Origin of the sequence: Allobosea spartocytisi, from assembly GCF_014764685.1 — a bacterium.
GTDB lineage: Bacteria > Pseudomonadota > Alphaproteobacteria > Rhizobiales > Beijerinckiaceae > Allobosea > Allobosea spartocytisi.
This window is the reverse complement of sequence record NZ_JACXWY010000022.1, coordinates 1-25748: the sequence shown is the minus strand read 5'-3', so window position 1 is coordinate 25748 and position 25748 is coordinate 1. Positions and strand designations below refer to the sequence as shown.

Below are 25748 nucleotides of genomic sequence, written 5' to 3'. Positions count from 1 at the left end.
GCGCGGATTATCTCCGCGCCGTTCTGCTTTTGCGTCTCTTCGAGACATCTGCTCGCGCGGTCATCCCGCGCGGGCTGTGCTGGAAAAACTCCCCGTCAGCGCAGCAGCGACTGCCCGGTCATCTCGGCCGGCTGGGCGAGCCCCATCAGCGCCAGCAGCGTCGGCGCGATATCGGCGAGCCGGCCCTCTGCCAATGCCCTGCCCTGCCCGCCGATCAGCATCAGCGGCACCGGATTGGTGGTGTGGGCGGTATGCGGCTTACCGGTGACCGGATCGACCATCAATTCGGCATTGCCGTGATCGGCGGTGACGAGCAGCGCCCCGCCCTGCCGCTGCACGGCCTCCGCGATGGCGCCGAGCCCCGCATCGACCGTCTCGGCCGCCCTGATCGCCGCGGCGAGCACGCCGGTATGGCCGACCATGTCGGTATTGGCGAAGTTCAGGATGACGAGGTCGTAGCGGCCTGAATCGATCGCCTCGACCGCCTTGGCGGTCAGCTCCTGCGCCGACATTTCCGGCTGCAAATCATAGGTCGCGACCTTGGGCGACGGCACCATCACCCGGTCCTCGCCGGGATAAGGCGTCTCTTCGCCGCCATTGAAGAAATAGGTGACGTGCGGATATTTTTCCGTTTCCGCCATACGCACCTGCTTCAGCCCGGCCTTGGCGACCGTCTCGCCCAGCCCATTGGCCAGCGTCTGCGGCAGGAACAGCGCCGGCATCACTTTGTCGAGCTCGGCGCTGTAGGAGGTCATGCTGACCGCCTTGACCAGCTTCGGCACGCGCGGCCGGGCGAAGCCCGCGAAATCCGGCTCCAGCACCGCGTTCAGGATTTCGCGGATGCGATCGGAGCGGAAGTTGAAGCTGAGCAGCCCGTCGCCGTCCCGCATCCCCGCATAGCCGCCGATCACGGCCGGCACGATGAACTCGTCGGTGACCTTGCCGGCATAGGCGTCGGCGATGGCCGCCTGCGCATCGGGGAAGGCATTCCCCTGCCCCAGCACCATCGCGCTCCAGGCCTTCTCGACGCGCTCCCAGCGGTTGTCACGATCCATCGCGTAGTAGCGCCCGGATACGCTGGCGATGGTCGCGCCGGCCGGCAGCGCCGCCGCGAAGCTCTTCACATAATCGGCGGCCGATTGCGGCGGGGTATCGCGCCCATCGGTGAAGACATGCAGCTTCACCGGCACGCCCTGCGCCGCGACGATCTTCGCCAGCGCGACGGCATGGTCCTGATGCGCATGGACGCCGCCCGGCGAGACGAGGCCGAGCAAGTGGCAGGCGCCGCCGCTCGCCTTCAGCGCAGCGACGAGCCCGCTCTCCTCCACGGCCTTCGCGATCGAGCCATCGGCAATCGCCTGGTTGATGCGCGGCAGATCCTGCATCACCACGCGCCCGGCACCGAGATTGAGATGGCCGACCTCGGAATTGCCCATCTGCCCGGGAGGGAGACCGACATCGAGCCCCGAGGTCCGCAGGAAGGTATGCGGACTGCTCGCCCAGAAGCGATCGAAATTCGGCGTCTTCGCCAGCTTGATCGCGTTGTTCTCGGCATCCTCGCGCCAGCCCCAGCCATCGAGGATCATCAGCATCACGGGACGAGGCGGCATCGGCTTGACCTTCGGCATTCAGGAAAAGGTGCTGGTGCGGATACCATGTGCTGCGCCGCCGATGCGAGTGCTAAGAAGGCAAACGATCAGAGACCTAGCCCCGGACGGAGGATGTCCATGCCGATCAAGGCCCTGGTTTTCGACGCTTATGGAACGCTGTTCGACGTCCAGTCCGTCGCCGCCGCCACCGAGGCCGCTTTCCCCGGCCATGGCGCGACCATCACCCAGATCTGGCGATTGAAGCAGCTCGAATACACCTGGCTGCGCGCGCTGATGGGTCGCTACGAGGATTTCTGGACGGTCACGACCGAATCCCTTGACTTCACCTTGAAAACACTGGGCCTCACCGCGACGCCCGCATTCCTGGCGGAGATCGCCGGCGCCTATGACGGGCTTGCGCTCTATCCCGAGGCGCGTGCCGCGCTGCAAGGGCTCGCCTCCTACCGGCTCGCCATCTTCTCGAACGGCAGCCCGGCCATGCTGAAGCGGCTCGTCGCCCATGCCGGCATCGGCGAGTTCCTGGAGACCGTCATCAGCGTCGACGAGATCGGCGTCTACAAGCCCGATCCGCGCGGCTATGCCCATGTCGAGAAGCGTCTCGGCCTCTCGCGCGACGAGATCCTCTTCGTCTCCTCCAACGGCTTCGACATCGCCGGCGCCAAGGCCCATGGCTTCACGGTCGCGCGCATCGAGCGCGTGCCGGCCGCGGCCTTGCGGATCGAGATCGAGGCAACCGGCACGATCGACCCGAAGCTGATGTTCAAGGCGCTGCGTCTGCAGCCGGAACAGCTTGGCTTCCATGCGGATGTGACGATTGCCGCGCTGACCGATCTCGTCTCCTATGCCGCGATCCGTAACCTGCCCGGACCAAGCGGGAGCCTGCCATGATCAAGCTTTACTACCACCCCTCGCCGAACCCGGCGAAGATCGCGCTCTTCCTCGAGGAAGCCGGCCTGCCCTACGAGATGGTCCCGGTCGACACCCGCAAGGGTGATCAGTTCAAGCCGGACTTCCTCGTCATCAACCCCAACGCCAAGACGCCGGCGCTGACCGATGGCGACGTCACCGTCTTCGATTCCAACGCGATCCTGCTCTATCTCGCCGAGAAGACCGGAAAGTTCCTGCCGCAGGATACGCCGAAGGCGCGTGGCGAGATGCTGTCCTGGCTGATGTTCGTCGCCACCGGCATCGGGCCCTATTGCGGTCAGGCCGTGCATTTCAGCCGCTTCGCCCCCGAGAAGATCACCTATGCGATCAACCGCTACGCCCGCGAGGCCGAGCGTCACTGGGGCATCATCGACGAGCGGCTGAAGACCCGGCGCTATATGCTCGGCGAGGACTACACGCTGATCGACATGTCGGTCTGGGGCTGGGCGACGCGGCTTTCCTTCGCCGTCGGGGAGGATTGGGCGACGATGTTCCCGAACGTGAAGCGCCACACCGACGAGATCTCGGCACGGCCGGCCGCCCAGCGCGCCATGGCGCTGAAGGACCAGTTCGCCTTCAAGACCGAGGTCGATGCGGACGCCCGCAAATTCCTCTTCCCGCAGAACGCGCGTCTGGCGGGGTGAGCTTGTTCTTCATGGTTGGGCTTGACCCGACCCGCTCTAAAGCCAGCTAGCCAATCCCGAGATCTCGGGTCGGCGCACGCCGCCGCCCGAGCATGACGCAGGACACAGCGCCTCCGCTGTGCATCACCCTTTGAAAACGCTGGCAGCGCCCAGCATTTCCGGCCAGTGTCGCGACGCCCCGCCCGGGAGGCGCGCGGGCCAGCACAGTCTCCGAGAGGACGGATGCCCACCGATATCGAGATCGCGCGCGCCGCGACGCTTCAACCTGTTGGCGCCATTGCCGAGCAAGCCGGCATCCCCGCGGAAGCGCTCCACCCCTACGGCAAGTTCATCGCCAAGATCGACACCGATGCGATTCCCGGCTTCCATGACAAGCCGGACGGCAAGCTGATCCTCGTCACCGCGATCAGCCCGACGCCGGCGGGAGAAGGCAAGACCACCACCACGGTCGGCCTCGGCGACGGGCTGACGCGCATCGGCAAGAAGACGATGATCGCGCTGCGCGAGCCCTCGCTGGGCCCCAGCTTCGGCATGAAGGGCGGCGCCGCCGGCGGCGGCTATGCCCAGGTCGTGCCGATGGAGCAGATCAACCTGCATTTCACCGGCGATTTCCACGCCATCACCAGCGCCCACAACCTGCTCGCCGCGATGGTCGACAACCATGTCTATTGGGGCAACGGGCTCGGCTTCGATACCCGCACGATCACCTGGCGCCGCGTGCTCGACATGAACGACCGCGCCTTGCGTTCGATCGTCTCCTCGCTCGGCGGCAATGGCAACGGCTTCCCGCGCGAGGACGGCTTCGACATCACCGTCGCCTCGGAGGTGATGGCGATCTTCTGTCTGGCCCGTGATTCCGCCGATCTGGAGGAGCGCCTGGGCCGCATCGTCGTGGGCCGCACCCGCGACAAGCGCCTGATCACCGCCGCCGATCTCAAGGCGACCGGCGCGATGAGCGTGCTGCTCAAGGACGCGCTGATGCCGAACCTCGTGCAGACGCTGGAAGGCACCCCGGCCTTCGTCCATGGCGGCCCCTTCGCCAACATCGCCCATGGCTGCAATTCGGTGATCGCGACCCGCGCGGCGTTGAAGCTGGGCGATTACGTCGTCACCGAGGCCGGCTTCGGCGCCGATCTCGGCGCGGAAAAATTCTTCGACATCAAATGCCGCGAGGCCGGGCTGAAACCGGCCGTGGCCGTCGTCGTCGCCACCGTCCGCGCCCTCAAGATGCATGGCGGCGTGGCGAAGGACGCGCTCGGGCAGGAGAACCTCAAGGCGCTCGAAGCCGGACTTTCCAATCTCACCCGCCATGTCGGCAACATCCGCAAGTTCGGCGTGCCGCCGATCGTCGCGATCAACCACTTCGCGACCGATACCGCCGCCGAGCACGAACTCATCCGCAATTACTGCCGCAACCATCTCGGCGTCGAGGCGGTGATCTGCCGCCACTGGGCGCAAGGCGGCGCCGGCGCGGAGGAACTCGCCCACAAGGTCGCCGCGCTCGCGGATGAGGGCGAGGCCGATTTCGCCCCGCTCTACCCGGACGCCATGCCGCTGCGCGAGAAGCTGGAGACGGTGGCGCGCGAGATCTACGGCGCGGCCGGCATCAGCCTCGATGCCAAGCTCGCGGCGCGCTTCGCCGATCTCGAAGCCGCCGGCTTCGGCGAGCTGCCGATCTGCGTCGCCAAGACCCAGTATTCCTTCTCGGCCGACCCAACGCTCCGCGGCGCGCCCTCCGGCCACATCGTCCCCTTGCGGGAACTCAGGCTCTCGGCCGGCGCCGGCTTCGTCGTCGCGATCTGCGGGGACATCATGACCATGCCCGGCCTGCCGCGCGAACCCGCCGCCGAACGCATCCACATCGACGCGCAGGGGCATATCGAGGGGTTGTTCTAGGAGCGCTTCCAGCCGTCATGCTCGGGCTTGCCCCGAGCATCTCTCGCCGAAGAAGGCTCTGGCATTATCTCGTCCGGAGATTCTCGGGTCCGCTGAGGCGGCCCGAGAATGACGAGCCAGCTACAACTCAAGCGAAGTCGAGCTGCACCTTGATCGCCTTCGCCTTGTCGGCGGCGAGGTCGAAGGCCTCGACGGCGCGGTCGACAGGGATCGTCGCGGTCAGAAGCGGCGAGAGGTCGATATTGCCCGAACCGATCATCGCCACCGCCCAGTCGAACTCCTCATGGAAGCGGAAGGAGCCGCGCAGGTCGAACTCCTTGGCGACGACCACGTTCATCGGCAGGGTGAACTGACCGCCGACGCCGATCTGCACGATGGTGCCACCCGAGCGCACCGCGTCGAAAGCCCCGGTCAGCGCATGCTGGTTTCCCGACGCTTCGAACATCACGTCGAAGGCGCCCTTTTCCGCCCCGTATTCCTCCTTCAGCCGGTCAGGCTCGGCCATGACGTTGATCGCCGCCGTCGCGCCCATCTTACGCGCCACCGGCAGCGGGCCATCGACCACGTCGGTCGCGACGATCTCGGAAGCGCCCGCAGCCTTCGCCGCGACGATGGTGAGCGCGCCGATCGGCCCCGCCCCCGTCACCAGCACGCGCTTGCCGAGCAGCGGTCCGGCGCGCTTGGCGGCGTGGAGGCAGACCGAAAGCGGCTCGGCGAAAGCGGCCTGCGCCGCGGTGACGCCCGGCGCCACCTTCACCGCCTGCCGCTCCTCGACCACGAGCACGTCGCGAAAACCGCCCTGCACATGCGGGAAGCGCATCGCCGAACCGTAGAACAGCATGTCGGTGCAGTGCTGCTGCAGCCCCATCTGGCAATAGCGGCAATGGCCGCACGCGCGGCTCGGATTGACCGCGACACGGTCGCCCGGCTTCACCCGCGAGACCTCGTCGCCGACGGCCTCGACCCGGCCGGCGATCTCGTGGCCAAGGATCAGAGGCTCGCGCACCCGGATCGTGCCGAAGCCGCCATGCAGATAGTAATGCAGGTCCGAGCCGCAGATGCCGCCGGCTTCCATCCGCACGCGCACGTCGCGCGGCCCCAGCTCCGGCGCGGTCGTCTGCTCGACGCGCAGATCCTTCTCGGCATGGATGACGACGGCACGCATGGCGGCTTCTCCTCAAATGGCGCGAGACAAGCTTAGCCGCGCCGTTGTCTAATCGTTTGAAAACTGCTTACCCAACGACGCGCCACCGGCGCAAACGAAACCGACGCCGGGCTCCGGCAATTTGCGAGGATACGCCATGTCGCTGTCGCTGTTCAGCCTGGAAGGCAAGGTCGCGCTGGTCACCGGCTCGGGCCAGGGCATCGGACTCGCCCTGGCAGAGGGCCTCTCGGAAGCCGGCGCCCATGTCGTGCTGAACGGCCGCGACAAGACGAAGCTCGAGCGGGCGCAGCAGACGCTGACCGCGGCCGGCCGCAAGGCTTCCATCGCGCCCTTCGATGTCACCGACCAGAAGGCCGTCGAGGCCGGAATCGCCATGATCGAGGCCGAGATCGGCCCGATCGATATCCTCATCAACAATGCCGGCATGCAGAAGCGGGCGCCGATCACCGAATTCCCGGTCGAGGGCTGGCATGAGGTGATGAACACCAATCTGCATTCGGTGTTCTACGTCACCCAGGCCGTGGCGAAGCGGATGCTGCCCCGTAAACGCGGCAAGATCATCAGCATCGGTTCGGTGATGAGCGAGCTCGGCCGCGCCACCATCATCCCCTACACCGCCTCGAAGGGCGCGGTGAAGATGATGACGCGGGGGCTCGCCGCCGAGCTCGGCAAGCACAACATCCAGGCCAATGCCATCGGCCCCGGCTATTTCACCACCGAGATCAACCAGGCGCTGCTCGCCGACGAAGCCTTCACCAGCTGGGTCTGCAGCCGCACGCCGGCCGGGCGCTGGGGCGAGACGAAGGAGCTGGTCGGCGCCGCGATCTTCCTGTCCTCGGCGGCTTCCGACTACGTCAACGGCCACCTGCTGATGGTCGATGGCGGACTGACCGCTGTAGTGTAAGGACACCGCCGCTGTCATTCTCGGGCGAAGCGAAGCGCAGACCCGAGAATCTCGTGCCGGAATAACCGTCGGAGCCTCCTTCGGCAGGAGATGCTCGGATCAAGCCCGAGCATGACGCGCGCTCTTCTCAGGCCGCGGCCTTCGTCACCGCATCGACGACATCGTCGACCGCGCGCTCGACCAGATCGCGGTCGTCGCCCTCGGCCATGACACGGATCACCGGCTCGGTGCCGGAGGGCCGGATCACCAGGCGGCCGCTTTCGCCAAGCAACTGCTTCGCCGCCTCGATGGCGCTCATCACCGCCTGCTGCTCCAGCGGCTTCCCGGTCTTGTAGCGCACGTTTTTGAGGATCTGCGGCAGCGGCTCGAAGCAGTGGCAGACCTCTGAGACCGGCTTGTCCATCCGCTTCACCACCGCGAGCAGTTGCAGCGCTGCGACCAGCCCGTCCCCGGTCGTGCCGAAATCCGAGAGGATGATATGGCCGGACTGCTCGCCGCCGAGGTTGAAGCCGTGATTGCGCATATGCTCCAGCACATAGCGGTCGCCGACCGCGGTACGCGCCAGCGACAGGCCTAAGCCCGCCAGATAGCGCTCCAGGCCGAGATTGGACATCACCGTCGCGACGATGCCCGGTGCCGAGAGCCGGCCATCCTCCAGCCAGGAGCGCGCGATCACCGCCATGAGCTGGTCGCCGTCGACGACCTGGCCATGCTCGTCCACCACCAGCACGCGGTCGGCATCGCCGTCGAGCGCGATGCCGACATCGGCGCGCATCTCCTTGACCTTGCTGACCAGGGTGGACGGATGGGTCGAGCCGATCTCCCGGTTGATATTGAAGCCGTCGGGTTCGACACCGATGGTGATGACCTCCGCACCCAGCTCCCAGAGCGCCTGCGGCGCCACCTTGTAGGCGGCGCCATTGGCGCAATCGAGCACGATGCGCAGGCCTTCCAGGCTCAGATTGCGCGGCAGCGTCCGCTTGGCGAATTCGACATAGCGCGCATCGGCGCTGTCGATGCGCTTGGCCCGGCCGAGCATCGGCGAAGTCGCCAGGCGCGGGCCGAGATCGGCGTCGATCAGCGCCTCGATCTCGCGTTCGACATCGTCGTTGAGCTTGTAGCCGTCGGGTCCGAACAGCTTGATGCCGTTATCCTCATAGGCGTTGTGCGAGGCCGAGATCATCACGCCGAGATCGGCACGCATCGAGCGCGTCAGCATGGCGACGGCCGGCGTCGGCATCGGGCCGAGCAGCATGACGTCCATGCCGACCGCGGTGAAGCCGGCCACCATGGCATATTCGATCATATAGCCCGACAGACGGGTATCCTTGCCGATCACTACCCGGTGGCGGTGCTCGCCGCGGCGGAAGGCGAGGCCGGTGGCCTGCCCGACCCTCAGGGCGAGGTCGGGCGTGATGACGCCGTTCGCCCGCCCACGAATGCCGTCCGTTCCGAAATATTTGCGCGTCATTGCCAATCGCTTCCGAGAGGGCGCCAGCACCCTGAATTTGCGTTCTTCTATAGCCAAAAAACCTTTCCGCCTTCTCACAAAATATGACGGAGCGTGACAGGGACGCGGCCCCGCATAGCCCCGCTCTCATCATTCAGGCCCTGTCCTCCCGGGCGCAGCGAAGCGGAGACCCGGGATCCGTGCCGGCATGTTTCCGAAATGCGCTCTGGCATGGATCCCGGATCGGCGCCGCCATGGGCGGCTTGTCCGGGATGACGGCGCGGAAGCGGAATGGAGGCGATCTCCCACCACACATGAAAAAGGCGGCCCGAAGGCCGCCTTTTTCATTTCAGTCGAACCGCCTCACGCCTGCGGTTGCGGCTCCAGCCCGGCATCGGGTTCGCCGCGCTTGCGGCCCTTGCCGGCGCTCGGCACGGCCGAACCGCGCGGGGCGTGCGGCGTGTCGTCAGCGTCGCGCACCGGGCGCTTACCGGCGATCAGGTCGCGAATTTCCTCGCCCGTCAACGTCTCGAATTCGAGCAGCGCCTCGGCCACCGAGACGAACTCGTCATGGTGCTCGGTGAGGATGGCCTTGGCGTCCTGGTAGCCGTTGTCGACGAGACGCTTGACCTCGGCGTCGATCTTCTGGGCAGTCGCCTCGGAGACCGCCTGGCTACGGCCCATCGACATGCCGAGGAAGACCTCTTCCTGATTGTCGCCATAGGCGACCATGCCGAGCTCGTCGGAATAGCCCATCTGGGTGACCATGGCCTTGGCCATCTTGGTCGCCTGCTGGATGTCGCCGGTGGCGCCCGAGGTGACGTTCTCGCGTCCGAAGGTCATCTCCTCCGCCACGCGCCCGCCCATGGCGACCGCGAGCTGCGAGGTGAACTCCTTGAACTTCATCGAGTAGCGATCACCCTCCGGCAGGAACTTGACCATGCCGAGCGCACGTCCGCGCGGGATGATCGTCGCCTTGTGCACGGGGATGCCGGCCGGGACGTAGAGGCCGACGATGGCATGGCCGGCCTCGTGATAGGCGGTCAGCTTCTTCTCCTCCTCGGACATGGCCATGGATTTGCGCTCGGCGCCCATCATGACCTTGTCCTTGGCGTCCTCGAACTCGGCATGGGTAACCATGCGCTTGCCGCGACGGGCCGCCAGCAGCGCCGCCTCGTTGACGAGGTTCATCAGATCCGCGCCGGAGAAGCCGGGGGTGCCGCGCGCGAGGATCTTGAGGTCGACATCCGGCGCCATCGGCACCTTGCGGACATGGACGCGCAGGATCTTCTCGCGGCCGGCGACATCGGGGTTCGGCACGACGATCTGGCGGTCGAAACGGCCCGGACGCAGCAGGGCGGGATCGAGCACGTCGGGACGGTTGGTCGCGGCGATGATGATGACGCCCTCGTTCGGCTCGAAGCCGTCCATCTCGACAAGGAGCTGGTTCAGCGTCTGCTCGCGCTCGTCATTGCCGCCGCCGAGGCCGGCACCGCGATGGCGGCCGACCGCGTCGATTTCGTCGATGAAGATGATGCAGGGGGCGTTCTTCTTGGCCTGCTCGAACATGTCGCGCACACGGCTCGCGCCGACACCGACGAACATCTCGACGAAGTCGGAGCCCGAGATCGTGAAGAACGGCACATTGGCCTCGCCCGCGACGGCACGCGCCGTGAGGGTCTTACCCGTACCGGGAGGGCCGACGAGCAGCACGCCGCGCGGAATGCGCCCGCCCAGCCGCTGGAATTTCTGCGGATCGCGCAGGAACTCGACGATCTCCTGGAGGTCTTCCTTGGCCTCGTCGATGCCGGCGACGTCCTCGAAGGTGACGCGGCCATGCGCCTCGGTCAGGAGCTTCGCCTTGGACTTGCCGAAGCCCATCGCCCGGCCGGCGCCGTTCTGCATCTGGCGGGACATGAAGATCCACAGGCCGATGAAGATGACGAAGGGCAGCGAGTTGACCAGCAGCGCCATGAACCAGGGCGTGCCCTCGGAAGGAGCGCGGGCCGAAACCGTCACGCCCTTCTGGGCCAGCGTCTTCAGCAGGTTCGGGTCGCCATAGGGCGCATAGGTCACGAAGTTGCGACCATCCGAGAAGGTGCCGGAGATTTCCTGGCCCGCGACCACGACGCTCGAGATGCGCCCGGAATCGGACTCGTTGATCAGTTGACTGTAGGGAATCTCGTTGGTGTTCGAGCGTTGGCTCGGACTCTGGAACAGCGTCACCAACGCCAGGACCAGCAGGAAGATCACCACCCAGAGGGCGAAATTGCGAAAATTCGGATTCATCACCAGTCCGATCGGGCCTGCCGGGACCAACCGGATGAGGCCTGGTTTCACTTAACAGGCAATCTAGGTGCGACATGCGTCCTTGCCAAGGGAAACGCACGCAAAACGCACGACGCCGCGCTACTATGATGTCGCAGGGTGAACACCGCGTCTGCGCGGCCCCTCCCGCCGCAAGCTCAGCACGCCGTTCCGGTCGAGCGACAGGATGCATCCGGAGAACGTCCGCTTTGTGGCGGACCCCGCACGCGATGCGGCGAGCAGCGCCGCTGCGCAGGCCTCCAGCCGCTCCAGCCGCCCATAGCTCTCGACGCCCTGCGTCATTTCCGCCAGCGCGAGCGCCAGAACGCGCAGGACGATCTCCTCCGGCTCTTCGGCAAGCTGCCGGAAGCCGAGCCGCCGCTCCTCCCCCACGGTGACCGGGAGCCGCCGCTGCGCCAGCACATCCGCCGCCCGGCGTGCCAGGGCATCCTCCTGCCGGGCCATGCGCTCCGCAAGCAATCCGAGCCGCGCCGCATCGAGGCCGTGTTCCGCGAGCGACGGCGCCAATTCGCGCCAGCGCACCCGCTCGAAACGCGAATCGGCATTGCTGGGATCGCGGACGAAGGGCAGGCCCCGTGCCTCGGCGGTGGCGATCAACCGCGATTTCGCGAGGCCCAGCAGCGGCCGGACGATCGCGACCGCGCCTCGCAAGCTGCGCGGGCGCATGCCGACGAGCCCCGCCGGCCCCGAACCATGGGCGATCCGCATCAGCAGCGTCTCGGCCTGGTCGTCGAGCGTATGCGCCGTGACGATGGCCGCGTTGCCGCGCCGCAACGCTTCCTCCGCGAGGAGGTCGTAGCGAGCCTGCCGCGCGGCGGCCTGCAGGCCGTTAGCGGGCTTCGGCCCGGCCCAGCGCAGGATTCTGTGTGCGACGCCCAGCCGCCCGCAAAGCCTCGCGACCGCCTCGGCCTCGCCGGCGGCCTCCGGCCGCAAACCGTGATCGACCGTCGCGGCCTGGAGGGAGGGACGCCCCGGCAGCTTCGCCCAATCCGCCAGCAGCGCCAGCACAGCAACGGAATCGGGCCCGCCCGAGACGGCGACGAGCAGCCCCGGCTCATCTGCCAGAGGCTCGAACAAGGCACTGGCCTCGGCAGCCGAGACCGGCGTCGCCGAAGGATCGAGAGGGGGAACCGCGCTCAAGCGCAGCCGGAACGGCGGCGCTCGCGCTCGACCGCCTGCCGCACGGCACTGGAAGCCTGCGGATAATCCACGCCGACCTTGGCATAGGTGGCGCAGGCCTGCTCCTTGGCGCCGAGCCCGTTCAGCGCCATGCCGAGCCTGAGCAGGCTGTCGGGCGCCTTGCCAGCGCGCGGCGATTCCTTGGAAATCTTCAGGAACTGCTCCGCCGCCTCGCGATAACGCTGGCGCTGCATGTAGCTCTCGCCGAGCCAGAAGGTCGCGTCGGTGGCGAGCCGGTCACGCGGATAGCTCTGCAGGAACTGGCGAAAGCCCATTTCGGCCTGCTCGTATTCCCGGCGCTGGAACGCCGCATAGGCGCCGTCATAGGCTTCCTTGGCCGTGGCCGGACCGCTCGCGGCGGCGACGCTCTGGCCGCGCGGGACGCCCGGAGCCGCCCCGCCCTGCTGGACCGGGCGCCCGACGCCTTGCAGATCGAGCGGCTGGCCCGTCGCCGGGCCTCCGGAATACTCGTCCTCGATGATGCCGGCGATGCCACCGCCAAGCTGTTGGGGGGCCCCGGCCGCGCCCTGCTGGGTCGTGGGGTCGAAGGCATCGCCGCGGCGCTGGCGCTGCGGCGTCCCGCCGGCGGGAGGCGTGGCGGAGGGACGCGCGCCGCCCTTTTCGTTCAGGCGGAAATCGACATCCTGCTGGAAACGGCTGAGCTGGTCGCTCAGGCGCTTGTTCTCGAACTGGAGCTGCTCGATCTGTCCGGCCATCTGGCGGAGCTGGTTTTCGAGCCGGGTGGTGCGCACCAGCAGATCGGCGGCATCCTGCGCCGAAGCCGGCAGGGCCGCTCCGAAAAGCCCCGCAGCGAGCGCGAGCGCCGGCAATGCCGGACGGGCGAGGAGGCGGGCAAGGGAAAAGCCAGGCATCTGAAAAACCGGTTCCTTAACTGAAACTGTCGCGCATCTCTTATATCACCCACGCACCACGGCCAAAATATGAACAACTTCATGAGCCGCCTGCGAAATTCGGCTGGCGCCGGCAAAACGCCTCTGGCGCTTTGCCGGCGCGTTGCCTACATTGGTTGGGCGGGGCTGCCTGGTGCGTGCGAGACAGCATTCCCCGGGCCCATACGACTCCCTAGGGAGCTGTCCCTGACCGGGTCCCTGGATCCGGACACACGGCGCCCACCTACTTCTGTAGGTGTCCCGGGATTCAAAACTCCACGGCCGAGGTGGCTCCGCAGCCTTTATGACCAGCATGGCGTCCGAGACCCTTCCCCAGCCTTCCGCCGTCAAGGCAGCACTACGCGCGTCGGCGCTCGCCCGGCGTGATGCGCTCGAGATCGACGACCGGCTCGAATGGGACCCCGACATCGCGGAACGGACGCTGGCTTTGCCGCTCTGGAATGCGGACGGCCCGGTTTCGGCCTATTGGCCGATGCGCTCGGAGGCCGATCCGCGCCCGATCCTGGAAGAGCTGCACCGGCGCGGCCTGCCGCTCTGCCTGCCCGCGATCGTCGCCGGGCGCATGATCTTCCGCCGATGGGCGCCCTATGAGCCGATCGTTCCGGGCGGTTTCGGCACGCTCGTTCCATCCCCGCAGCAGCCCGAGATCGCGCCGCGCATCCTGATCGTGCCGCTGGCCGCCTTCGACCGGCGCGGCTACCGCATCGGCTACGGCCGGGGCTATTACGATCGCGCGCTGGCCGAGCTCGGCCCGACCGTCAGCATCGGCATCGCCTATGCGGCGCAGGAGATCGAAGCCGTGCCCGACCAACCGCACGACCGGCGCCTCGACTGGATCGTGACCGAGCGCGAAACCATCCGCTGCGGTTGATTCCGCCGGGCTTTCGGGCCACGGAGGAAGCATCACAGCCTGCGGACCGGTTTCATGCGTCTTCTCTTCCTCGGTGACATCGTCGGCCGCCCGGGCCGGATTGCGGTGCAGGAGCGCCTGCCTGCCCTGCGCGAAGCCTGGAAGCTCGACTGCGTCGTCATCAACGGCGAGAACTCCGCCGGCGGCTTCGGCATCACCGAGGCGATCTGCGACGAGATCCTCGCCGCCGGCGCCGATGTGATCACGCTGGGCAACCATTCCTGGGACCAGCGCGAGGCCCTCGTCTTCATCAACAGGCAGGACAGGCTGATCCGCCCGGCCAATTATCCGCCCGGCACGCCCGGCCGTGGCGCCACGGTCGTCGAAGCCCGCAACGGCGCCCGGGTGCTCGTCGTCAACGTCATGGGCCGGCTCTTCATGGACCCGCTGGACGACCCCTTCGCCGCCGTCGAGCGCGAGCTCGCCGCTTGCCCGCTCGGCGAGGTCGCGGATGCCGTCATCGTCGATGTCCATGCCGAGGCGACGAGCGAGAAGCAGGCCATGGCCTATTTCCTCGACGGCCGCGCCAGCCTCGTGGTGGGTACCCATACCCACGCTCCGACCTCGGACACGCGCATCCTGCCGGCCGGAACCGCCTATCAATCCGATGCCGGCATGTGCGGCGACTATGATTCCGTGCTCGGCATGCAGAAGGACGAGCCGGTGCGCCGCTTCCTGCAGAAGGTGCCGGGCGCGCGGCTGGAGCCGGCCACCGGCGAAGGCACGCTCTCGGGCATCGCCGTCGAGATCGACGACGCGACCGGGCTGGCCAAAGCCACTTGGGCGGTCCGCATCGGCCCGCATCTGAGCGAGGCCCTGCCCGGCTGGGCCGCCTGAGCCAAGGCCCGCTCGGTTAGATCGCCGCGCGTCCCAGCGGACCCATGAGCGGCGATCTATCTGCTTGTCATTGCAACCTATGGTTCCGGAAAGCCGGCTCCGCTTTCCGATCGGAAGCGACGGCGCGGGACTGCCGGATCAAGGTCTCGAAGGCCTCGCTCATGCCGGCCGCGTGCCGGGAGAGCGCGCCGGCGACACCCAGCACCTCGGAGACGGCATTGCCCGCCTCCTGCGCCCGCGTGCTCAGCTTGCCGATCGCATCGGCATTCGCCTCCGTGCCCACCGCGGCCTGATGCGCGCTGCGGGCGATCTCCTGCGTCGCAGCCCGCTGCTCGTCGATGCTGGCGGCGACGACCGAGGCGATCCCGCTGACCTGGCTGACGAAGGCGACGATGCGTTCGAGCGCCGCGACCGCCTCGCGCGTCGCCGCCTGCATCGCCGGCACCTGCGCGGCGATCTCGCCTGTCGCCTGCGCCGTCCGGGCCGACAATTGCTTCACCTCCGTCGCGACGACGGCGAAGCCGCGCCCGGCCTCGCCGGCGCGCGCCGCCTCGATCGTGGCGTTGAGGGCGAGCAGATTGGTCTGGCTCGCGATCATCTGGATCAGCTCGACGACCGATCCGATCGTGTTGGCCGAGCGCGACAGGCTCTGGACGATCGCATCCGTCTGCTGCGCGGCCGCATCCGCCTCATGGGCCAGTTCCGAGGCGCGGACGACCTCCGCCGCGACATGGTCGAGCGAGATCGACAGCTCGTTCGTGGCCGCCGCGACATTGCTGACATTGCTCGACGCGTCATCCGCGGTCCGCACGGCCATGAAAGCCTGCGCGCTGGTCTCGCCGACGACGGCCTCCATGGTGGCGGCCAGGCTCTCGACCTTCACCGCGCCCGAGCCGACGGCGCTCACGACGTCGCGAACCGTGCCCTCGAAGGCTTCGATCTGCCGGCGCGTGGCGTCACGGCGGTCCTGCTCGACCAGCGCATAGGTCTCGAGGAGGAGCTCGAGGTCGAACTGGGCGGCCTTGGACAGGGCCGCACGCGTGGCGATCCCGGTATCGAGGCGCGCACGGCGCCAGCGCCCGCTCAGGCTCGTCAATCTGCGCTGATCGAGCCCGAGTTCGGCGATCAGGGCGTTGACCACGATGCCGTGGCAGATGACGACCGCATAGATCGGGACGCCATGCTCGTGGAAAGCCGTCGCCAGGCTGCGGGCCGACTCCGTGAACCCTTCGCCGAAATCGCCCGAGGCCAACCGGATCCAGTGTGCCAGCCGTCGCTCGTGAACCTGCGGCTGGCTCAGAGCCTTGGCGATCTCCGGCCAGGGCGCGAACTGTTCGTGCAGTTGCGGCAGCAGCGAGGGCAGGCGCTCGCGCGCGAAACCCGCCAGCGCCGCCAGCAGCGCCAGGTCGCGCTCCGAGATCTGGAAGGCGCGAAAACGGTGCTCCTGCCCGGCGATCGTTTTGGTGGTCAAGGTGTCACTCGGGATGGCGGGAGCGGTAGCGGGGCGCGGGTCGGTACTGCCCTGAATGCTGCGCTTGCACGGTAAAGATTCATCTAATGGGAGGCCCGGACAGGGCTGCATCCCGCTTGCCTGCGGGCAAATCCGCCGCCTATAAGGCCGCTTTGCTGGATCACTGGGCTGGAACGCCGCCCGGACCAGGCGCGTTACGGATCAATCGCAGAAGGCAACGGAAGCCCATGGCCGGCCATTCACAGTTCAAGAACATCATGCACCGCAAGGGCAAGCAGGACGCGGTGCGTTCCAAGCTGTTCTCGAAACTGGCCCGCGAAATCACCGTCGCCGCCAAGATGGGCATGCCGGATCCCAACATGAACCCGCGCCTGCGCATGGCCGTGCTCGCCGCGCGCGCCGAGAACATGCCCAAGGACAACATCCAGCGCGCCATCAACAAGGCGGCCGGCGGCGAAGGCGACAATTATGACGAGGTCCGCTACGAGGGCTACGGCCCGGGCGGCGCAGCCGTCATCGTCGAGGCGCTGACCGACAACCGCAACCGCACGGCTTCCGCCGTGCGCTCCTACTTCACCAAGTCGGGCGGCGCGCTCGGCGAAAGCAACTCCGTCTCCTTCATGTTCAACCGCGTCGGCGAGATCAGCTATCCGCCGGAGGCCGGCGACGCCGACACAGTGATGGAAGCGGCGATCGAGGCCGGCGCCGACGACGTGATCTCCGACGAGAACGGCCACACCATTCTCTGCGCCTTCGACGCCCTGAACGAGGTCTCGAAGGCCCTCGAAGCCGCGCTCGGCGCGCCTGCCTCCGCGAAGCCCGTCTGGCGGCCGACGACCTCGGCCCCGCTCGACGAGGAGAAGGCCGCCTCGATGATGCGATTGATGGAAGCGCTCGACAATGACGACGACGTCCAGAACGTCTTCGCCAATTTCGAGATCGCCGACGACATCATGGCCAAGCTCAGCGCCTGAGGGGAGCCGGCTCGCTTCACGGCGTCATTCTCGGGCGAAGCGGAGCGCAGACCCGAGAATCCCGGGCCGAAGGAGGCTCTGGAGCCTCCCTTTCGATGAGATGCTCGGGGCGAGCCCGAGCATGACGCCCTTCAACGCCCGATCATCGCATCCCAGAGCGGCAGGCTGACCAGGGCGCTGAGGAAGATCACCAGATAGGCGCCGCGCCGGAAGCTCGCCTCCGAGGCGAGGCGGAAGCCATGCACGCCGCCCCAGAAGCCGATCGCGTAGACGGCGAAAAGCGGCACCGCCGTCAGCAGCGCCTGCAGGGTGAGGATGCCCTTCCACCACAGCACCGCGCCGCTGATGAAGGTCGAGATCCCGAAAAAGGTCTGCAGGTTGGCGCGCGTCTTGTGGCGGTCGTTGCGCTGCGCGCCAAGCCAGAACACGGCGAGCGGCATCCCGCCGATCGAGGCCATGCCGTTGCACAAGCCGGAGAGCGCGCCGACGCCGAGCGAGAGCGAGACGCTCGGCCGCCCGTGATAGCGCCAGCCCGAGGCCATCAGGCCGACGGCCGCCAGCACCAGCAGCGCCAGCACCCAGCGCATCGTTTCGCGATCGAGCCAGGTGAGCAGCCAGACGCCGGCCGGCAAGGCGAGCGTCGCGGTAACGAGCAGCGGCACGATCTCCCGCCATTCGGCATGTCTCGCGCTCCGGGCAGCGACCGGCAGGGCCACGGGCAGGTCGATGAACCAGATCAGCCCCAGCGCCGCGACCGGCCCCAACACCACCGAGGCGAGCGGCATGAACACCATCGCGAAGCCGAATCCGGTGAAGCCGCGCACCAGCCCCCCCAGCAATGTAGCGGCGAGGAGAACGACGACGCCGTCGCCAGCGAGAGCCGGAAAGAACAGGTTTTGCAGGCCGGACATCACGGGAGAAATGCGAGGAGGGAAACGAACTGCACCATGTCCCTCCCCGGCTGGAAAAGGAAATCGTCCTTTCTGATGTGTCCGATGAGGAGAATTCATCCATGCCGGCGCATCACATGGGACAAATCCGAAACACCCGCTAGTTTGAGGCACCATGGCACCTCCGATTCGCATCCTCGGCATCGATCCCGGCCTCCGGAAGACCGGCTGGGGGATCGTCATCTCGGAGGGCAGCAAGCTCTCCTTCGTCGCCTGCGGCTGTATCGAGAGCGATGGCGCGCTGCCGCTCGGCGACCGGCTGCGGCAGCTTCACGAAGGCATCGGCAAGGTGATCGCGACCCACAAGCCGCATGAGGCGGCGGTGGAGGAGACCTTCGTCAACCGCGACCCGCAATCGGCGCTGAAGCTCGGACAGGCCCGCGGCATCGCGCTGGTGGTGCCATCGCTGGCGGGGCTGAGCGTGGCGGAATATGCCGCCAATCTCGTCAAGAAGACCGTGGTCGGCGTCGGCCATGCCGACAAGAAGCAAGTCCAGGCGATGATCCGCGTGCTGCTGCCCAAGGCCGAGACCAGCTCCGCCGACGCGGCGGATGCGCTGGCCGTCGCGATCTGCCATGCCCAGCATCGCGGCATGAGGGCCCTGGTCGCGCAGATGCGCGCGGCGGGCTGAATGACGGCCGGGGAATCCACACGATGATCGGCAAGCTCAAGGGCCTGATCGACTCCTATGGCGAAGATCACGTCATCATCGACGTGCAGGGCGTCGGCTATGTCGTGCAATGCTCCTCGCGCACGCTCCAGCGGCTTCCCAAGCCCGGCGAGGCGGCGGTGCTCTCGATCGAGACCCATGTCCGCGAGGATGCGATCCGCCTCTACGGCTTCATGTCCGATGCCGAGCGCGACTGGTTCCGGCTGATGCAGGTGGTGCAGGGCGTCGGTGCCAAGGTCGCGCTCGCCATCCTCTCGACGCTCGACCCCGGCGGCCTCGCCACCGCCATCGCCACCAATGACAAGGCGGCCATCGCCCGCGCGCCGGGCGTCGGCCCCAAGCTGGCGCAGCGCCTCTGCGCCGAGCTGAAGGACAAGGCGCCGGCCTTCGGCCATGTCGATCCGAGTCTCGCCCAGCTCTCCGGCGCGCTCGAGGACAGGAAGCTGCCCCAGCCCGTGGCCGATGCCGTCTCGGCGCTGGCCAATCTCGGCTACCCGCAGGCTCAGGCCATTGCCGCGATCGCCGCGGCGGCGAAGGAGGCCGGGGACGGCGCCGGCACCGCCCAGCTCATCAAGCTCGGCCTGAAGGAGCTGGCGAAGTGAGCCCGGCCGGCGAGCCGGACGATCTCGAACTGCGCGTCGTCACCGACAAGGGCGAACTGCTCAAGATCATGATGGTGGCCTGGGGCTCGCACCGCATGATGATCGACCTCCACGTCTATGACGTGGCCGAGATCGACGCCCTCGGCCTCTACGAGCCGAACGGGCGAACCGCCGCGCTGGCGAGCTGGACGATCCGGGGCGAGACGGCCTATCTCTGCGCCCTGCATTCGCTGAGACCCGGCGAAGGCGTCGCCATCCAGATGCTCGATGCGGTGATCGCGGCCGCGAGAGCGGCGGGGGCGAAACGGCTCAAGGCCATGCTGACCAACGACAACATGCCGGGCCTCGTCTTCTATCAGCGGCGCGGCTTTCGGCTGTCCGGGCTTTATCTCGACGCGATCGACGCCTATCGCTCCGTCGTGCCGACCATCATCAAGACAGGATACAAGGACATTCCGATCCACGACGCCATCGAGCTGGAGATCGCACTGTGAGCGAACCCAAGCGCTCCGGGCTGATGACGGCCGAACGCCGCGAGGACGACAGCGAGACCTCGCTGCGGCCGCTTTCGCTGTCCGATTTCACCGGCCAGGCAGCGGCGCGCGCCAATCTCCAGGTCTTCATCAACGCCGCCCGCACGCGTGGCGACGCGCTCGACCATGTCCTCTTCGTCGGCCCGCCCGGCCTCGGCAAGACGACGCTGGCGCAGATCGTGGCGCGCGAGCTCGGCGTCAATTTCCGCTCGACCTCCGGCCCCGTCATCGCCAAGGCCGGCGATCTCGCGGCCCAGCTCACCAATCTCGAAGAGCGCGACGTGCTCTTCATCGACGAGATCCACCGCCTCAACCCGGCGGTCGAGGAAATCCTCTATCCGGCGATGGAGGACTATCAGCTCGATCTGATCATCGGCGAAGGCCCGGCCGCGCGTTCGGTCAAGATCGACCTGCCCAAATTCACCCTCGTCGGCGCCACCACCCGCGCCGGCCTGCTGACCACGCCGCTGCGCGACCGCTTCGGCATCCCGATCCGCCTGCAGTTCTACACGGTCGAGGAATTGCAGGGCATCGTCTCGCGCGGCGCCCGCGTGCTCGGCGTACCGATGTCCGACGATGGCGCCAACGAGATCGCGAAGCGCTCCCGCGGGACGCCGCGCATCGCCGGGCGCCTGCTGCGCCGTGTGCGCGATTTCGCCATCGTCGACGGCGACCCGATCGTCACCCGCAAGGTCGCCGACAAGGCGCTCTCCCTGCTCGACGTCGACGCGATCGGCCTCGACCAGATGGACCGGCGCTACCTCACCACCGTCGCGATCAATTTCGGCGGCGGCCCGGTCGGCATCGAGACCATCGCCGCCTCGCTCTCCGAGCCGCGCGACGCGATCGAGGAGATCATCGAGCCCTTCCTGCTCCAGCAGGGCTTCATCCAGCGCACGCCGCGCGGGCGCCTGCTGACGCCGCACGCCTTCCGCCATCTCGGCATGCCTGAGCCCTCGCGCGAGACGGCCCAGTTCGGCTTGTTTGGAAACGACGAGGACGAGGCGTGAGGCAGATCCTCCGGAATGTCGCGCTGGCGCTCGCCCTGACCGGCCTGTTCGCCGTCCTGGCGGTTTCGGCTCGCGCCGGTGACGACGTGCCGCGCGGGCCGGTGGAAGAAGGCTACGCCATCACGATCAAGATGCTCGCCGCCAAGGGCAAGGCCCGGCCGCCGGCCTGGCGCCCGCCACATCGCGACCGGCTGATGAGCAGGAGCCTCGCCGCGCTCTTCGCCCGCGACGACCTTTATCAGGACGAGAGCGGCGATATGGGTCAGATCGGCGCCGACCCGTTCCTCAACGGCCAGGACGGCGAGATCAAGAAGCTGAACTTCGACACGATCCCGGTCGCGGCCGGAAAGGCCACGGTGCTGGCCAATTTCCGCAGCTTCGGCAAGCCCGTGACCGTCCAATTCCAGATGATCAGGGAGGACGGCGGCTGGCGCATCGACGACATCGTCAACCACTTCGAAGGCAAGGACTATTCGATCCGCGAGCAGCTCTCGCAGCCCTATGACTGCGGCTCCTTCATGAACAAGCCCTGCAAGCGCTGAGCGTCTGCAGGGCTCGATTACGATGGATCCCGAATCTGCGCTGCTACGCAGCTTGTCCGGGATGACGCCACGTCTCCGTCGGAAATCGGCACCCCGCTACGACTGACGCGCGATCTTCGAGCGCATCATCGCCGGGCGGGCGCCGGCATCGTTCAGCGCGCCGGACTTGACCGCCTTGGGGTTTTCGACCGGCCGCATGCCCTTGCCGGCCGTGCGGCTGGCGGGACGTTGCGCCGCGCTCTGGCGTTGTTTCAGTGCCAGCGCCTTGCGGGCGAGGCTGCGCTGGCTCGGAGCCTTTTCCTTCTCGGCCCGGCGCGTACGCTCGGCTCCGACGCGCTTCAGCGCCGCGGTCAGCGCGTCGGCCTTGGCCTTGGTGCCGCTATTGTCGCTCGCCGGCTTCGCGCCTTTGGGCTCGGCCTTGCCGCGCATCTCGCGCTTCTGCCGGCGGGCACCGTCGCGCGCCTTGTCGCGGCGCTCGCGCAGCTTGGCGGCGAGATCGCGCAATTCATCGTCCGGAAGAGCACCGATCGCACCGCGCTGGGTGCGTGCGACGAGATCGAGCTCGGTCTTGTCGAGCAGCCGCGCGGTCGCCTTGCTGGATTGCGCCATCACTTGTCCTCCCATGGGTCACGCAACGGGTAACGCCGCTCCGGCTGAGCAGTTCCAGCCTTTCCGAAGCCGTATCGATTGGTCTATGGCAGCGGCAACCGTTCGATACCCCTCCGGAGCACCATGAGCAGGGTCCATCGCCTCGACATCCGCGTCTACTATGAGGACACCGACTTCTCCGGCGTGGTCTATCACGCCTCCTATCTGCGCTTCATGGAGCGTGGCCGCACCGAGCTCATCCGCGCGCTCGGCATCGAGCAGCGCGAGCTCTTCGACGGCGAGACGGCGCTGGGCTTCGCCGTCCGCAAGATGACGATCGACTTCCTGCGCCCCGCCGTGATGGACGACCTGCTGACGGTCGAGACGCATTGCACCGCCGCGCGTGGCGCCACCATGGATCTCGAGCAGCGCGTGCTGCGCGGCGAGGAGGTGCTGATCGCGGCGCAGGTCATGGTCGCCTGCATCGGCGGCGGCCGGGCACGGCGCATTCCCGACGGCTTGCGCAAGCGGCTGATGCTCGACGACTGACGCTGCCGCGCATGACCATCGACGTAAGGCCCACCCGCATGTTAGCGCTCTTAACATGAGCTGGAAGCGCGACAGACCCGAAACGCCCCGCGGCTATCACCACGGCAACCTCAAGGAGGAGCTGGTGCGGGCCGCGCTGGGGCTGATCGGGGAGAAAGGCCCGAACGGTTTCACCTTCGCCGAGGCCGCGCGCATGGCCGGCGTCAGCCCCGCCGCGCCCTATCGGCATTTCCGTGACCGCGACGAGTTGCTGGCCGATGTGGCGGCACGTGGCTTCCAGGCCTTCGAGGCGTCGCTGTCGCGTGCCTGGGACCAGGGGCGTCCCGACCCCGAATCTGCCTTCCACCGGCTCGGCCGTGCCTATCTGGCTTTCGCCCATGACGAGCCGGCCTATTATTCCGCCATGTTCGAGGCCGGCGTGTCGCTCGATGCAAGCCCGGAATTGCGGGCCGCCGCCGACCGCGCCTTCGCCAATCTGCGGCAGGCGGCCGAGGCCTTGATCGCCCGGCTGCCGCAGAACAAGCGCCCGCCCGCGCTGATGATGGCGCTGCACATCTGGGCGATGTCGCATGGCATCGCCGCCCTGTTCGGCCGCGCCGATGGCGGCCGGCGGCCGCTGCCCATGTCGGCCGCCGAGCTGCTCGAGGCGGGCATGCTGATCTATCTCCAGGGCCTGGGAATCGGCCCGGAAACCGCACCCCCACCCGCCGTCTGACGATTTTTCGCCGGCCATTCTTGACAAGCCGGACCCTCGCAAGCATCTATGTGAATGTGATTTACATTCACGTCGATGAGCGGAGGAGAAAGATGCCGATCGTCACGAAGCTTGACGAATACGGAAGAGGAGCCTGGATCGCCTTCGCGGTGCTCGGCTTCATCGTGTGGTGGCCGCTGGGTCTGGCGACCCTGGCCTTTCTGTTTGGGAGTGGACGCATGGGTTGCGGATATGCCGGAGACCGTTACGAACATCGGATGAGCCGCCTGCAGGGCAAGATGGACCGGATGCGCGAGCGCATGGCGGGCCGTGAGGGCCGCGGTTTCGGCGGCGGCTTCGGCGGCTGGGGCCGCGAGCCCTCGAGCGGCAACCGTGCCTTCGACGAGTATAAGGCCGAGACGCTGCGCCGGCTCGAGGACGAGCAGCGCGAGTTCCACGATTTCCTGGGCCGCCTGCGCATGGCCCGCGACAAGGCCGAGTTCGATCAGTTCATGAACGACCGCCGCAACAACCCGCCGGCCAATCCCCCGGCCCAGCCCGACGCGGCCTGAGGCCCGGCACGACCACCATCGGAACGCGAAACGAGCCCGCCCTGATCAACCAGGGCGGGCTTTCTGCTGCCTTGTCCCTCGCGGGCCGTCAGCCTGCATCGTCCGTATACCGGACATTAACCTTGCCGGGGGCTTAACTCGAACCGGAGCATGCGTTTCGTGGGAAACCCCGGTTCGGCCCATCTTTCGCCGGATTCGCGCGCGAAAGACAGGGTACGGCATTTCCCCGGATCGTGAAAAGGGCGGCGGCGTGGGTCTTCCGCGACGCGAACGGCGGGGTTTGGATCAGGACCGTGAGCCTCTAGGCCAAGCTTCTGGTCGCACCGCCTGGGTTGGAAGGATGACAGGATGAACCCCGCCGACGTCGCGCAGGCCGCGCCGCAGATCGACATGTCGTTCTGGACGCTGTTCTGGCACGCTCATATCGTCGTCAAGCTCGTCATGATGGGCCTGCTCGGCGCCTCGATCTGGTGCTGGTCGATCATCATCGACAAGACGCTGCTCTACCGGCGCACCCGCAAGGATATGGACGCCTTCGAGGAGGTGTTCTGGTCCGGCCGCTCGCTCGAGGAGCTCTATCGCGACCTCGCCAGCAAGCCCGTCGCCGACATGGCGGCCGTCTTCGTCGCGGCGATGCGGGAGTGGAAGCGCTCCTTCGAGAATGGCGGGCGCTCGGTCGCCAGCCTCCCCCAGCGCATCGACAAGGTGCTCGACGTCACCATCCAGCGCGAAACGGAGCGGCTGGAATCGGGGCTGCTCGTGCTTTCGACCATCGCCTCGGCCGCTCCCTTCATCGGCCTGTTCGGCACGGTCTGGGGCATCATGACCTCCTTCACCGCCATCGCCGTCTCCAAGAACTCCTCGCTCGCCGTGGTGGCGCCCGGCATCGCGGAGGCGCTCTTCGCCACCGCCATCGGCCTCTTCGCCGCCATTCCCGCGCTGATGGCCTACAACAAGCTGCAATCCGAGGTCGCCAAGGCGCAGGGGCGCCTCGAAGCCTTCGCCGACGAGTTCTCCGCGATCCTGTCGCGGCAGATCGACGAGCGCATGGCCGCGTGAGGGGCTGAACGATGGGAATGTCCGCAGCCGGAGCGCAACAGGGCGGGGGCCGTCGGGGCCGCCGCTCGCGCCGTCACCGCGCCATCGCCGAGATCAACATGACGCCGTTCATCGACGTCATGCTGGTGTTGCTCATCATCTTCATGGTCGCGGCGCCGCTGATCGCCACCGGCGTGCCGCTCGACCTGCCGCAGACCGGGGCGAAGCCGATCAATGTCGACCAGAAGCCGGTCACGATCGCCATCGACGGCAAGGGCCAGATCTTCCTGCAGGACGAGGCGACGCTCGAGCCCGACCTCGTCACCAAATTGCAGGGCCTCGCCAAGCAGGGTTTCGACGAGCGCATCTATGTGCGCGCCGACAAGCTGGTCGATTACGGCCGCGTCGCTTCGGTCATGTCGACCATCACCGCCGCCGGCTTCAAGCGGGTCGCTCTGGTGACGGAACCGGCGAACCGCTGAGGACGATGGAAGTAAGGGTACTCAGGGCGTGAAGCTTTCGACCTCCGAACCTGGCATGCTGGTGTCGGCGCTTGGCCACACGACGGCGCTCGTCGTCGGGCTGCTGGCGTTCTCGTCGCCTGCGCCGCTGCCGGAGCATCAGGAGGCGATCGCCGTCGAGCTCGTCGACCCCAACGCGCTGAACCAGATCACCCGCGGCGAGCGCAACGCGCAGAAGGTCGAGGAAAAGCCGACCCCGCGCGCCGAGCGCCAGTCCGACGTGGTCGAGCGCAAGGAGGCCGGCGAGGCCAAGGCCGACAACCCCGCCCCGCC

The 25748-nt window shown here is 67.4% G+C and carries 26 protein-coding genes, 1 other RNA gene and 1 pseudogene; 19 read left to right on the top strand and 9 right to left on the bottom strand.

All coding sequences use genetic code 11. The features are described 5' to 3' along the window. Positions 1-95: 95 nt before the first annotated feature. Positions 96-1610 (bottom strand): 2,3-bisphosphoglycerate-independent phosphoglycerate mutase, encoded by a 1515-nt coding sequence (gene gpmI / locus IED13_RS23815; RefSeq protein ID WP_210323736.1) that lies wholly within the window; start codon positions 1608-1610, stop codon positions 96-98. Between the two features lie 117 nt (positions 1611-1727). On the opposite strand from gpmI, the gene IED13_RS23810 reads away from it, so the two are divergent. The 3 genes from IED13_RS23810 to IED13_RS23800 all read left to right on the top strand — a co-directional run bounded on the left by IED13_RS23810 (position 1728) and on the right by IED13_RS23800 (position 5077). Further along, positions 1728-2498: a haloacid dehalogenase type II gene (locus IED13_RS23810; protein ID WP_191125666.1), complete on the top strand. Its 771-nt coding sequence runs from the start codon at positions 1728-1730 to the stop codon at positions 2496-2498. Further along, positions 2495-3181: a glutathione S-transferase family protein gene (locus IED13_RS23805; RefSeq protein ID WP_191125665.1), complete on the top strand. Its 687-nt coding sequence runs from the start codon at positions 2495-2497 to the stop codon at positions 3179-3181. The genes IED13_RS23810 and IED13_RS23805 overlap by 4 nt, the downstream gene beginning before the upstream one ends. Positions 3182-3403: 222 nt before the next feature. Further along, on the top strand, positions 3404-5077 hold the full coding sequence (locus tag IED13_RS23800) for a formate--tetrahydrofolate ligase (protein WP_191125664.1): 1674 nt from the start codon (positions 3404-3406) through the stop codon (positions 5075-5077). Between the two features lie 127 nt (positions 5078-5204). Here IED13_RS23800 and IED13_RS23795 read toward each other — a convergent pair whose 3' ends face one another. Continuing rightward, positions 5205-6242 (bottom strand): L-idonate 5-dehydrogenase, encoded by a 1038-nt coding sequence (locus tag IED13_RS23795; RefSeq protein WP_191125663.1) that lies wholly within the window; start codon positions 6240-6242, stop codon positions 5205-5207. A 136-nt stretch (positions 6243-6378) separates the two neighbouring features. On the opposite strand from IED13_RS23795, the gene IED13_RS23790 reads away from it, so the two are divergent. After that, positions 6379-7146 carry an SDR family NAD(P)-dependent oxidoreductase gene (locus IED13_RS23790; protein ID WP_133564517.1) on the top strand — a complete coding sequence of 256 codons (768 nt, stop codon included), beginning with the start codon at positions 6379-6381 and terminating at the stop codon, positions 7144-7146. A gap of 127 nt (positions 7147-7273) precedes the next feature. Here IED13_RS23790 and glmM read toward each other — a convergent pair whose 3' ends face one another. The 4 genes from glmM to ybgF all read right to left on the bottom strand — a co-directional run bounded on the left by glmM (position 7274) and on the right by ybgF (position 12975). Further along, the gene (gene glmM / locus IED13_RS23785; RefSeq protein WP_038359611.1) at positions 7274-8617 is read right to left on the bottom strand and encodes a phosphoglucosamine mutase; all 1344 of its coding nucleotides are present in this window, start codon (positions 8615-8617) and stop codon (positions 7274-7276) included. 342 nt (positions 8618-8959) lie between these two features. Further along, entirely contained in the window at positions 8960-10885 is a 1926-nt protein-coding gene (gene ftsH / locus IED13_RS23780; protein WP_038360327.1) for an ATP-dependent zinc metalloprotease FtsH, read from the bottom strand. A gap of 123 nt (positions 10886-11008) precedes the next feature. Further along, the gene (gene tilS / locus IED13_RS23775; RefSeq protein WP_248312744.1) at positions 11009-12001 is read right to left on the bottom strand and encodes a tRNA lysidine(34) synthetase TilS; all 993 of its coding nucleotides are present in this window, start codon (positions 11999-12001) and stop codon (positions 11009-11011) included. Between the two features lie 59 nt (positions 12002-12060). After that, positions 12061-12975 carry a tol-pal system protein YbgF gene (ybgF, locus tag IED13_RS23770; protein ID WP_051987575.1) on the bottom strand — a complete coding sequence of 305 codons (915 nt, stop codon included), beginning with the start codon at positions 12973-12975 and terminating at the stop codon, positions 12061-12063. Positions 12976-13134: 159 nt separating this feature from the next. Between ybgF and ssrS the strand changes: the two genes are divergently transcribed. From ssrS to IED13_RS23755, 3 genes are all read left to right on the top strand, one after another. Next, a non-coding RNA gene (gene ssrS, locus IED13_RS23765) (6S RNA) lies at positions 13135-13291 on the top strand. 6 nt (positions 13292-13297) lie between these two features. After that, the gene (locus tag IED13_RS23760; protein WP_248312743.1) at positions 13298-13885 is read left to right on the top strand and encodes a 5-formyltetrahydrofolate cyclo-ligase; all 588 of its coding nucleotides are present in this window, start codon (positions 13298-13300) and stop codon (positions 13883-13885) included. Positions 13886-13939: 54 nt separating this feature from the next. Then, positions 13940-14761 carry a TIGR00282 family metallophosphoesterase gene (locus tag IED13_RS23755; protein ID WP_038359615.1) on the top strand — a complete coding sequence of 274 codons (822 nt, stop codon included), beginning with the start codon at positions 13940-13942 and terminating at the stop codon, positions 14759-14761. Positions 14762-14828: 67 nt separating this feature from the next. On the opposite strand, the gene IED13_RS23750 is transcribed toward IED13_RS23755, so the two are convergent. Further along, the gene (locus IED13_RS23750; RefSeq protein ID WP_166653041.1) at positions 14829-16232 is read right to left on the bottom strand and encodes a globin-coupled sensor protein; all 1404 of its coding nucleotides are present in this window, start codon (positions 16230-16232) and stop codon (positions 14829-14831) included. A gap of 227 nt (positions 16233-16459) precedes the next feature. Here IED13_RS23750 and IED13_RS23745 point away from each other — a divergent pair, with 227 nt between their 5' ends. After that, positions 16460-17206 carry a YebC/PmpR family DNA-binding transcriptional regulator gene (locus tag IED13_RS23745; protein WP_038359618.1) on the top strand — a complete coding sequence of 249 codons (747 nt, stop codon included), beginning with the start codon at positions 16460-16462 and terminating at the stop codon, positions 17204-17206. A 131-nt stretch (positions 17207-17337) separates the two neighbouring features. Here the strand turns inward: IED13_RS23745 and IED13_RS23740 are convergent, their stop codons facing one another. After that, on the bottom strand, positions 17338-18117 hold the full coding sequence (locus IED13_RS23740) for a sulfite exporter TauE/SafE family protein (protein WP_191125662.1): 780 nt from the start codon (positions 18115-18117) through the stop codon (positions 17338-17340). Between the two features lie 154 nt (positions 18118-18271). Between IED13_RS23740 and ruvC the strand changes: the two genes are divergently transcribed. From ruvC to IED13_RS28970, 5 genes are read left to right on the top strand one after another with little or no spacing between them, the layout of a single operon-like run. Further along, positions 18272-18787, top strand: coding sequence for a crossover junction endodeoxyribonuclease RuvC (ruvC, locus tag IED13_RS23735; RefSeq protein WP_191125661.1), 516 nt, complete (start codon positions 18272-18274; stop codon positions 18785-18787). A gap of 23 nt (positions 18788-18810) precedes the next feature. Further along, complete coding sequence (ruvA, locus tag IED13_RS23730; protein WP_112764482.1) at positions 18811-19428, top strand: Holliday junction branch migration protein RuvA; 618 nt, start codon at positions 18811-18813, stop codon at positions 19426-19428. Beyond that, positions 19425-19922 (top strand): hypothetical protein, encoded by a 498-nt coding sequence (locus tag IED13_RS23725; protein WP_191125660.1) that lies wholly within the window; start codon positions 19425-19427, stop codon positions 19920-19922. Before ruvA ends, IED13_RS23725 begins: the two co-directional genes overlap by 4 nt. Before the next feature lie 23 nt (positions 19923-19945). Next, on the top strand, positions 19946-20971 hold the full coding sequence (gene ruvB, locus IED13_RS23720) for a Holliday junction branch migration DNA helicase RuvB (RefSeq protein ID WP_051987631.1): 1026 nt from the start codon (positions 19946-19948) through the stop codon (positions 20969-20971). After that, positions 20968-21513, top strand: coding sequence for a DUF3828 domain-containing protein (locus IED13_RS28970; protein ID WP_191125659.1), 546 nt, complete (start codon positions 20968-20970; stop codon positions 21511-21513). The genes ruvB and IED13_RS28970 overlap by 4 nt, the downstream gene beginning before the upstream one ends. Positions 21514-21609: 96 nt before the next feature. Here IED13_RS28970 and IED13_RS23710 read toward each other — a convergent pair whose 3' ends face one another. Then, positions 21610-22122 (bottom strand): hypothetical protein, encoded by a 513-nt coding sequence (locus IED13_RS23710; protein WP_038359630.1) that lies wholly within the window; start codon positions 22120-22122, stop codon positions 21610-21612. A gap of 123 nt (positions 22123-22245) precedes the next feature. Between IED13_RS23710 and ybgC the strand changes: the two genes are divergently transcribed. The 6 genes and pseudogenes from ybgC to IED13_RS23680 all read left to right on the top strand — a co-directional run. Beyond that, positions 22246-22650: a tol-pal system-associated acyl-CoA thioesterase gene (gene ybgC, locus IED13_RS23705; protein ID WP_038359633.1), complete on the top strand. Its 405-nt coding sequence runs from the start codon at positions 22246-22248 to the stop codon at positions 22648-22650. Between the two features lie 55 nt (positions 22651-22705). Continuing rightward, positions 22706-23365 (top strand): TetR/AcrR family transcriptional regulator, encoded by a 660-nt coding sequence (locus IED13_RS23700; RefSeq protein WP_038359635.1) that lies wholly within the window; start codon positions 22706-22708, stop codon positions 23363-23365. 92 nt (positions 23366-23457) lie between these two features. Further along, positions 23458-23916, top strand: a complete 459-nt coding sequence (locus IED13_RS23695) for a DUF2852 domain-containing protein (protein ID WP_038359637.1) — start codon at positions 23458-23460, stop codon at positions 23914-23916. Between the two features lie 348 nt (positions 23917-24264). Continuing rightward, complete coding sequence (gene tolQ, locus IED13_RS23690) at positions 24265-24975, top strand: protein TolQ (protein ID WP_038359641.1); 711 nt, start codon at positions 24265-24267, stop codon at positions 24973-24975. An 11-nt stretch (positions 24976-24986) separates the two neighbouring features. Further along, complete coding sequence (locus IED13_RS23685; RefSeq protein WP_038359644.1) at positions 24987-25436, top strand: ExbD/TolR family protein; 450 nt, start codon at positions 24987-24989, stop codon at positions 25434-25436. A gap of 28 nt (positions 25437-25464) precedes the next feature. Beyond that, positions 25465-25748, top strand: a pseudogene (locus IED13_RS23680) (cell envelope integrity protein TolA); the annotation flags it as partial.

Bases quoted from the DNA above. Each gene is read 5' to 3' on its own strand.
- gpmI (WP_210323736.1), bottom strand. From the start codon at position 1,610: ATGCCGCCTCGTCCCGTGATGCTGATGATCCTCGATGGCTGGGGCTGG.
- IED13_RS23810 (WP_191125666.1), top strand. From the start codon at position 1,728: ATGCCGATCAAGGCCCTGGTTTTCGACGCTTATGGAACGCTGTTCGAC.
- IED13_RS23805 (WP_191125665.1), top strand. From the start codon at position 2,495: ATGATCAAGCTTTACTACCACCCCTCGCCGAACCCGGCGAAGATCGCG.
- IED13_RS23800 (WP_191125664.1), top strand. From the start codon at position 3,404: ATGCCCACCGATATCGAGATCGCGCGCGCCGCGACGCTTCAACCTGTT.
- IED13_RS23795 (WP_191125663.1), bottom strand. From the start codon at position 6,242: ATGCGTGCCGTCGTCATCCATGCCGAGAAGGATCTGCGCGTCGAGCAG.
- IED13_RS23790 (WP_133564517.1), top strand. From the start codon at position 6,379: ATGTCGCTGTCGCTGTTCAGCCTGGAAGGCAAGGTCGCGCTGGTCACC.
- glmM (WP_038359611.1), bottom strand. From the start codon at position 8,617: ATGACGCGCAAATATTTCGGAACGGACGGCATTCGTGGGCGGGCGAAC.
- ftsH (WP_038360327.1), bottom strand. From the start codon at position 10,885: ATGAATCCGAATTTTCGCAATTTCGCCCTCTGGGTGGTGATCTTCCTG.
- ybgF (WP_051987575.1), bottom strand. From the start codon at position 12,975: ATGCCTGGCTTTTCCCTTGCCCGCCTCCTCGCCCGTCCGGCATTGCCG.
- IED13_RS23760 (WP_248312743.1), top strand. From the start codon at position 13,298: ATGACCAGCATGGCGTCCGAGACCCTTCCCCAGCCTTCCGCCGTCAAG.
- IED13_RS23755 (WP_038359615.1), top strand. From the start codon at position 13,940: ATGCGTCTTCTCTTCCTCGGTGACATCGTCGGCCGCCCGGGCCGGATT.
- IED13_RS23745 (WP_038359618.1), top strand. From the start codon at position 16,460: ATGGCCGGCCATTCACAGTTCAAGAACATCATGCACCGCAAGGGCAAG.
- IED13_RS23740 (WP_191125662.1), bottom strand. From the start codon at position 18,117: ATGTCCGGCCTGCAAAACCTGTTCTTTCCGGCTCTCGCTGGCGACGGC.
- ruvC (WP_191125661.1), top strand. From the start codon at position 18,272: ATGGCACCTCCGATTCGCATCCTCGGCATCGATCCCGGCCTCCGGAAG.
- ruvA (WP_112764482.1), top strand. From the start codon at position 18,811: ATGATCGGCAAGCTCAAGGGCCTGATCGACTCCTATGGCGAAGATCAC.
- ruvB (WP_051987631.1), top strand. From the start codon at position 19,946: ATGACGGCCGAACGCCGCGAGGACGACAGCGAGACCTCGCTGCGGCCG.
- IED13_RS23710 (WP_038359630.1), bottom strand. From the start codon at position 22,122: ATGGCGCAATCCAGCAAGGCGACCGCGCGGCTGCTCGACAAGACCGAG.
- ybgC (WP_038359633.1), top strand. From the start codon at position 22,246: ATGAGCAGGGTCCATCGCCTCGACATCCGCGTCTACTATGAGGACACC.
- IED13_RS23700 (WP_038359635.1), top strand. From the start codon at position 22,706: ATGAGCTGGAAGCGCGACAGACCCGAAACGCCCCGCGGCTATCACCAC.
- IED13_RS23695 (WP_038359637.1), top strand. From the start codon at position 23,458: ATGCCGATCGTCACGAAGCTTGACGAATACGGAAGAGGAGCCTGGATC.
- tolQ (WP_038359641.1), top strand. From the start codon at position 24,265: ATGAACCCCGCCGACGTCGCGCAGGCCGCGCCGCAGATCGACATGTCG.
- IED13_RS23685 (WP_038359644.1), top strand. From the start codon at position 24,987: ATGGGAATGTCCGCAGCCGGAGCGCAACAGGGCGGGGGCCGTCGGGGC.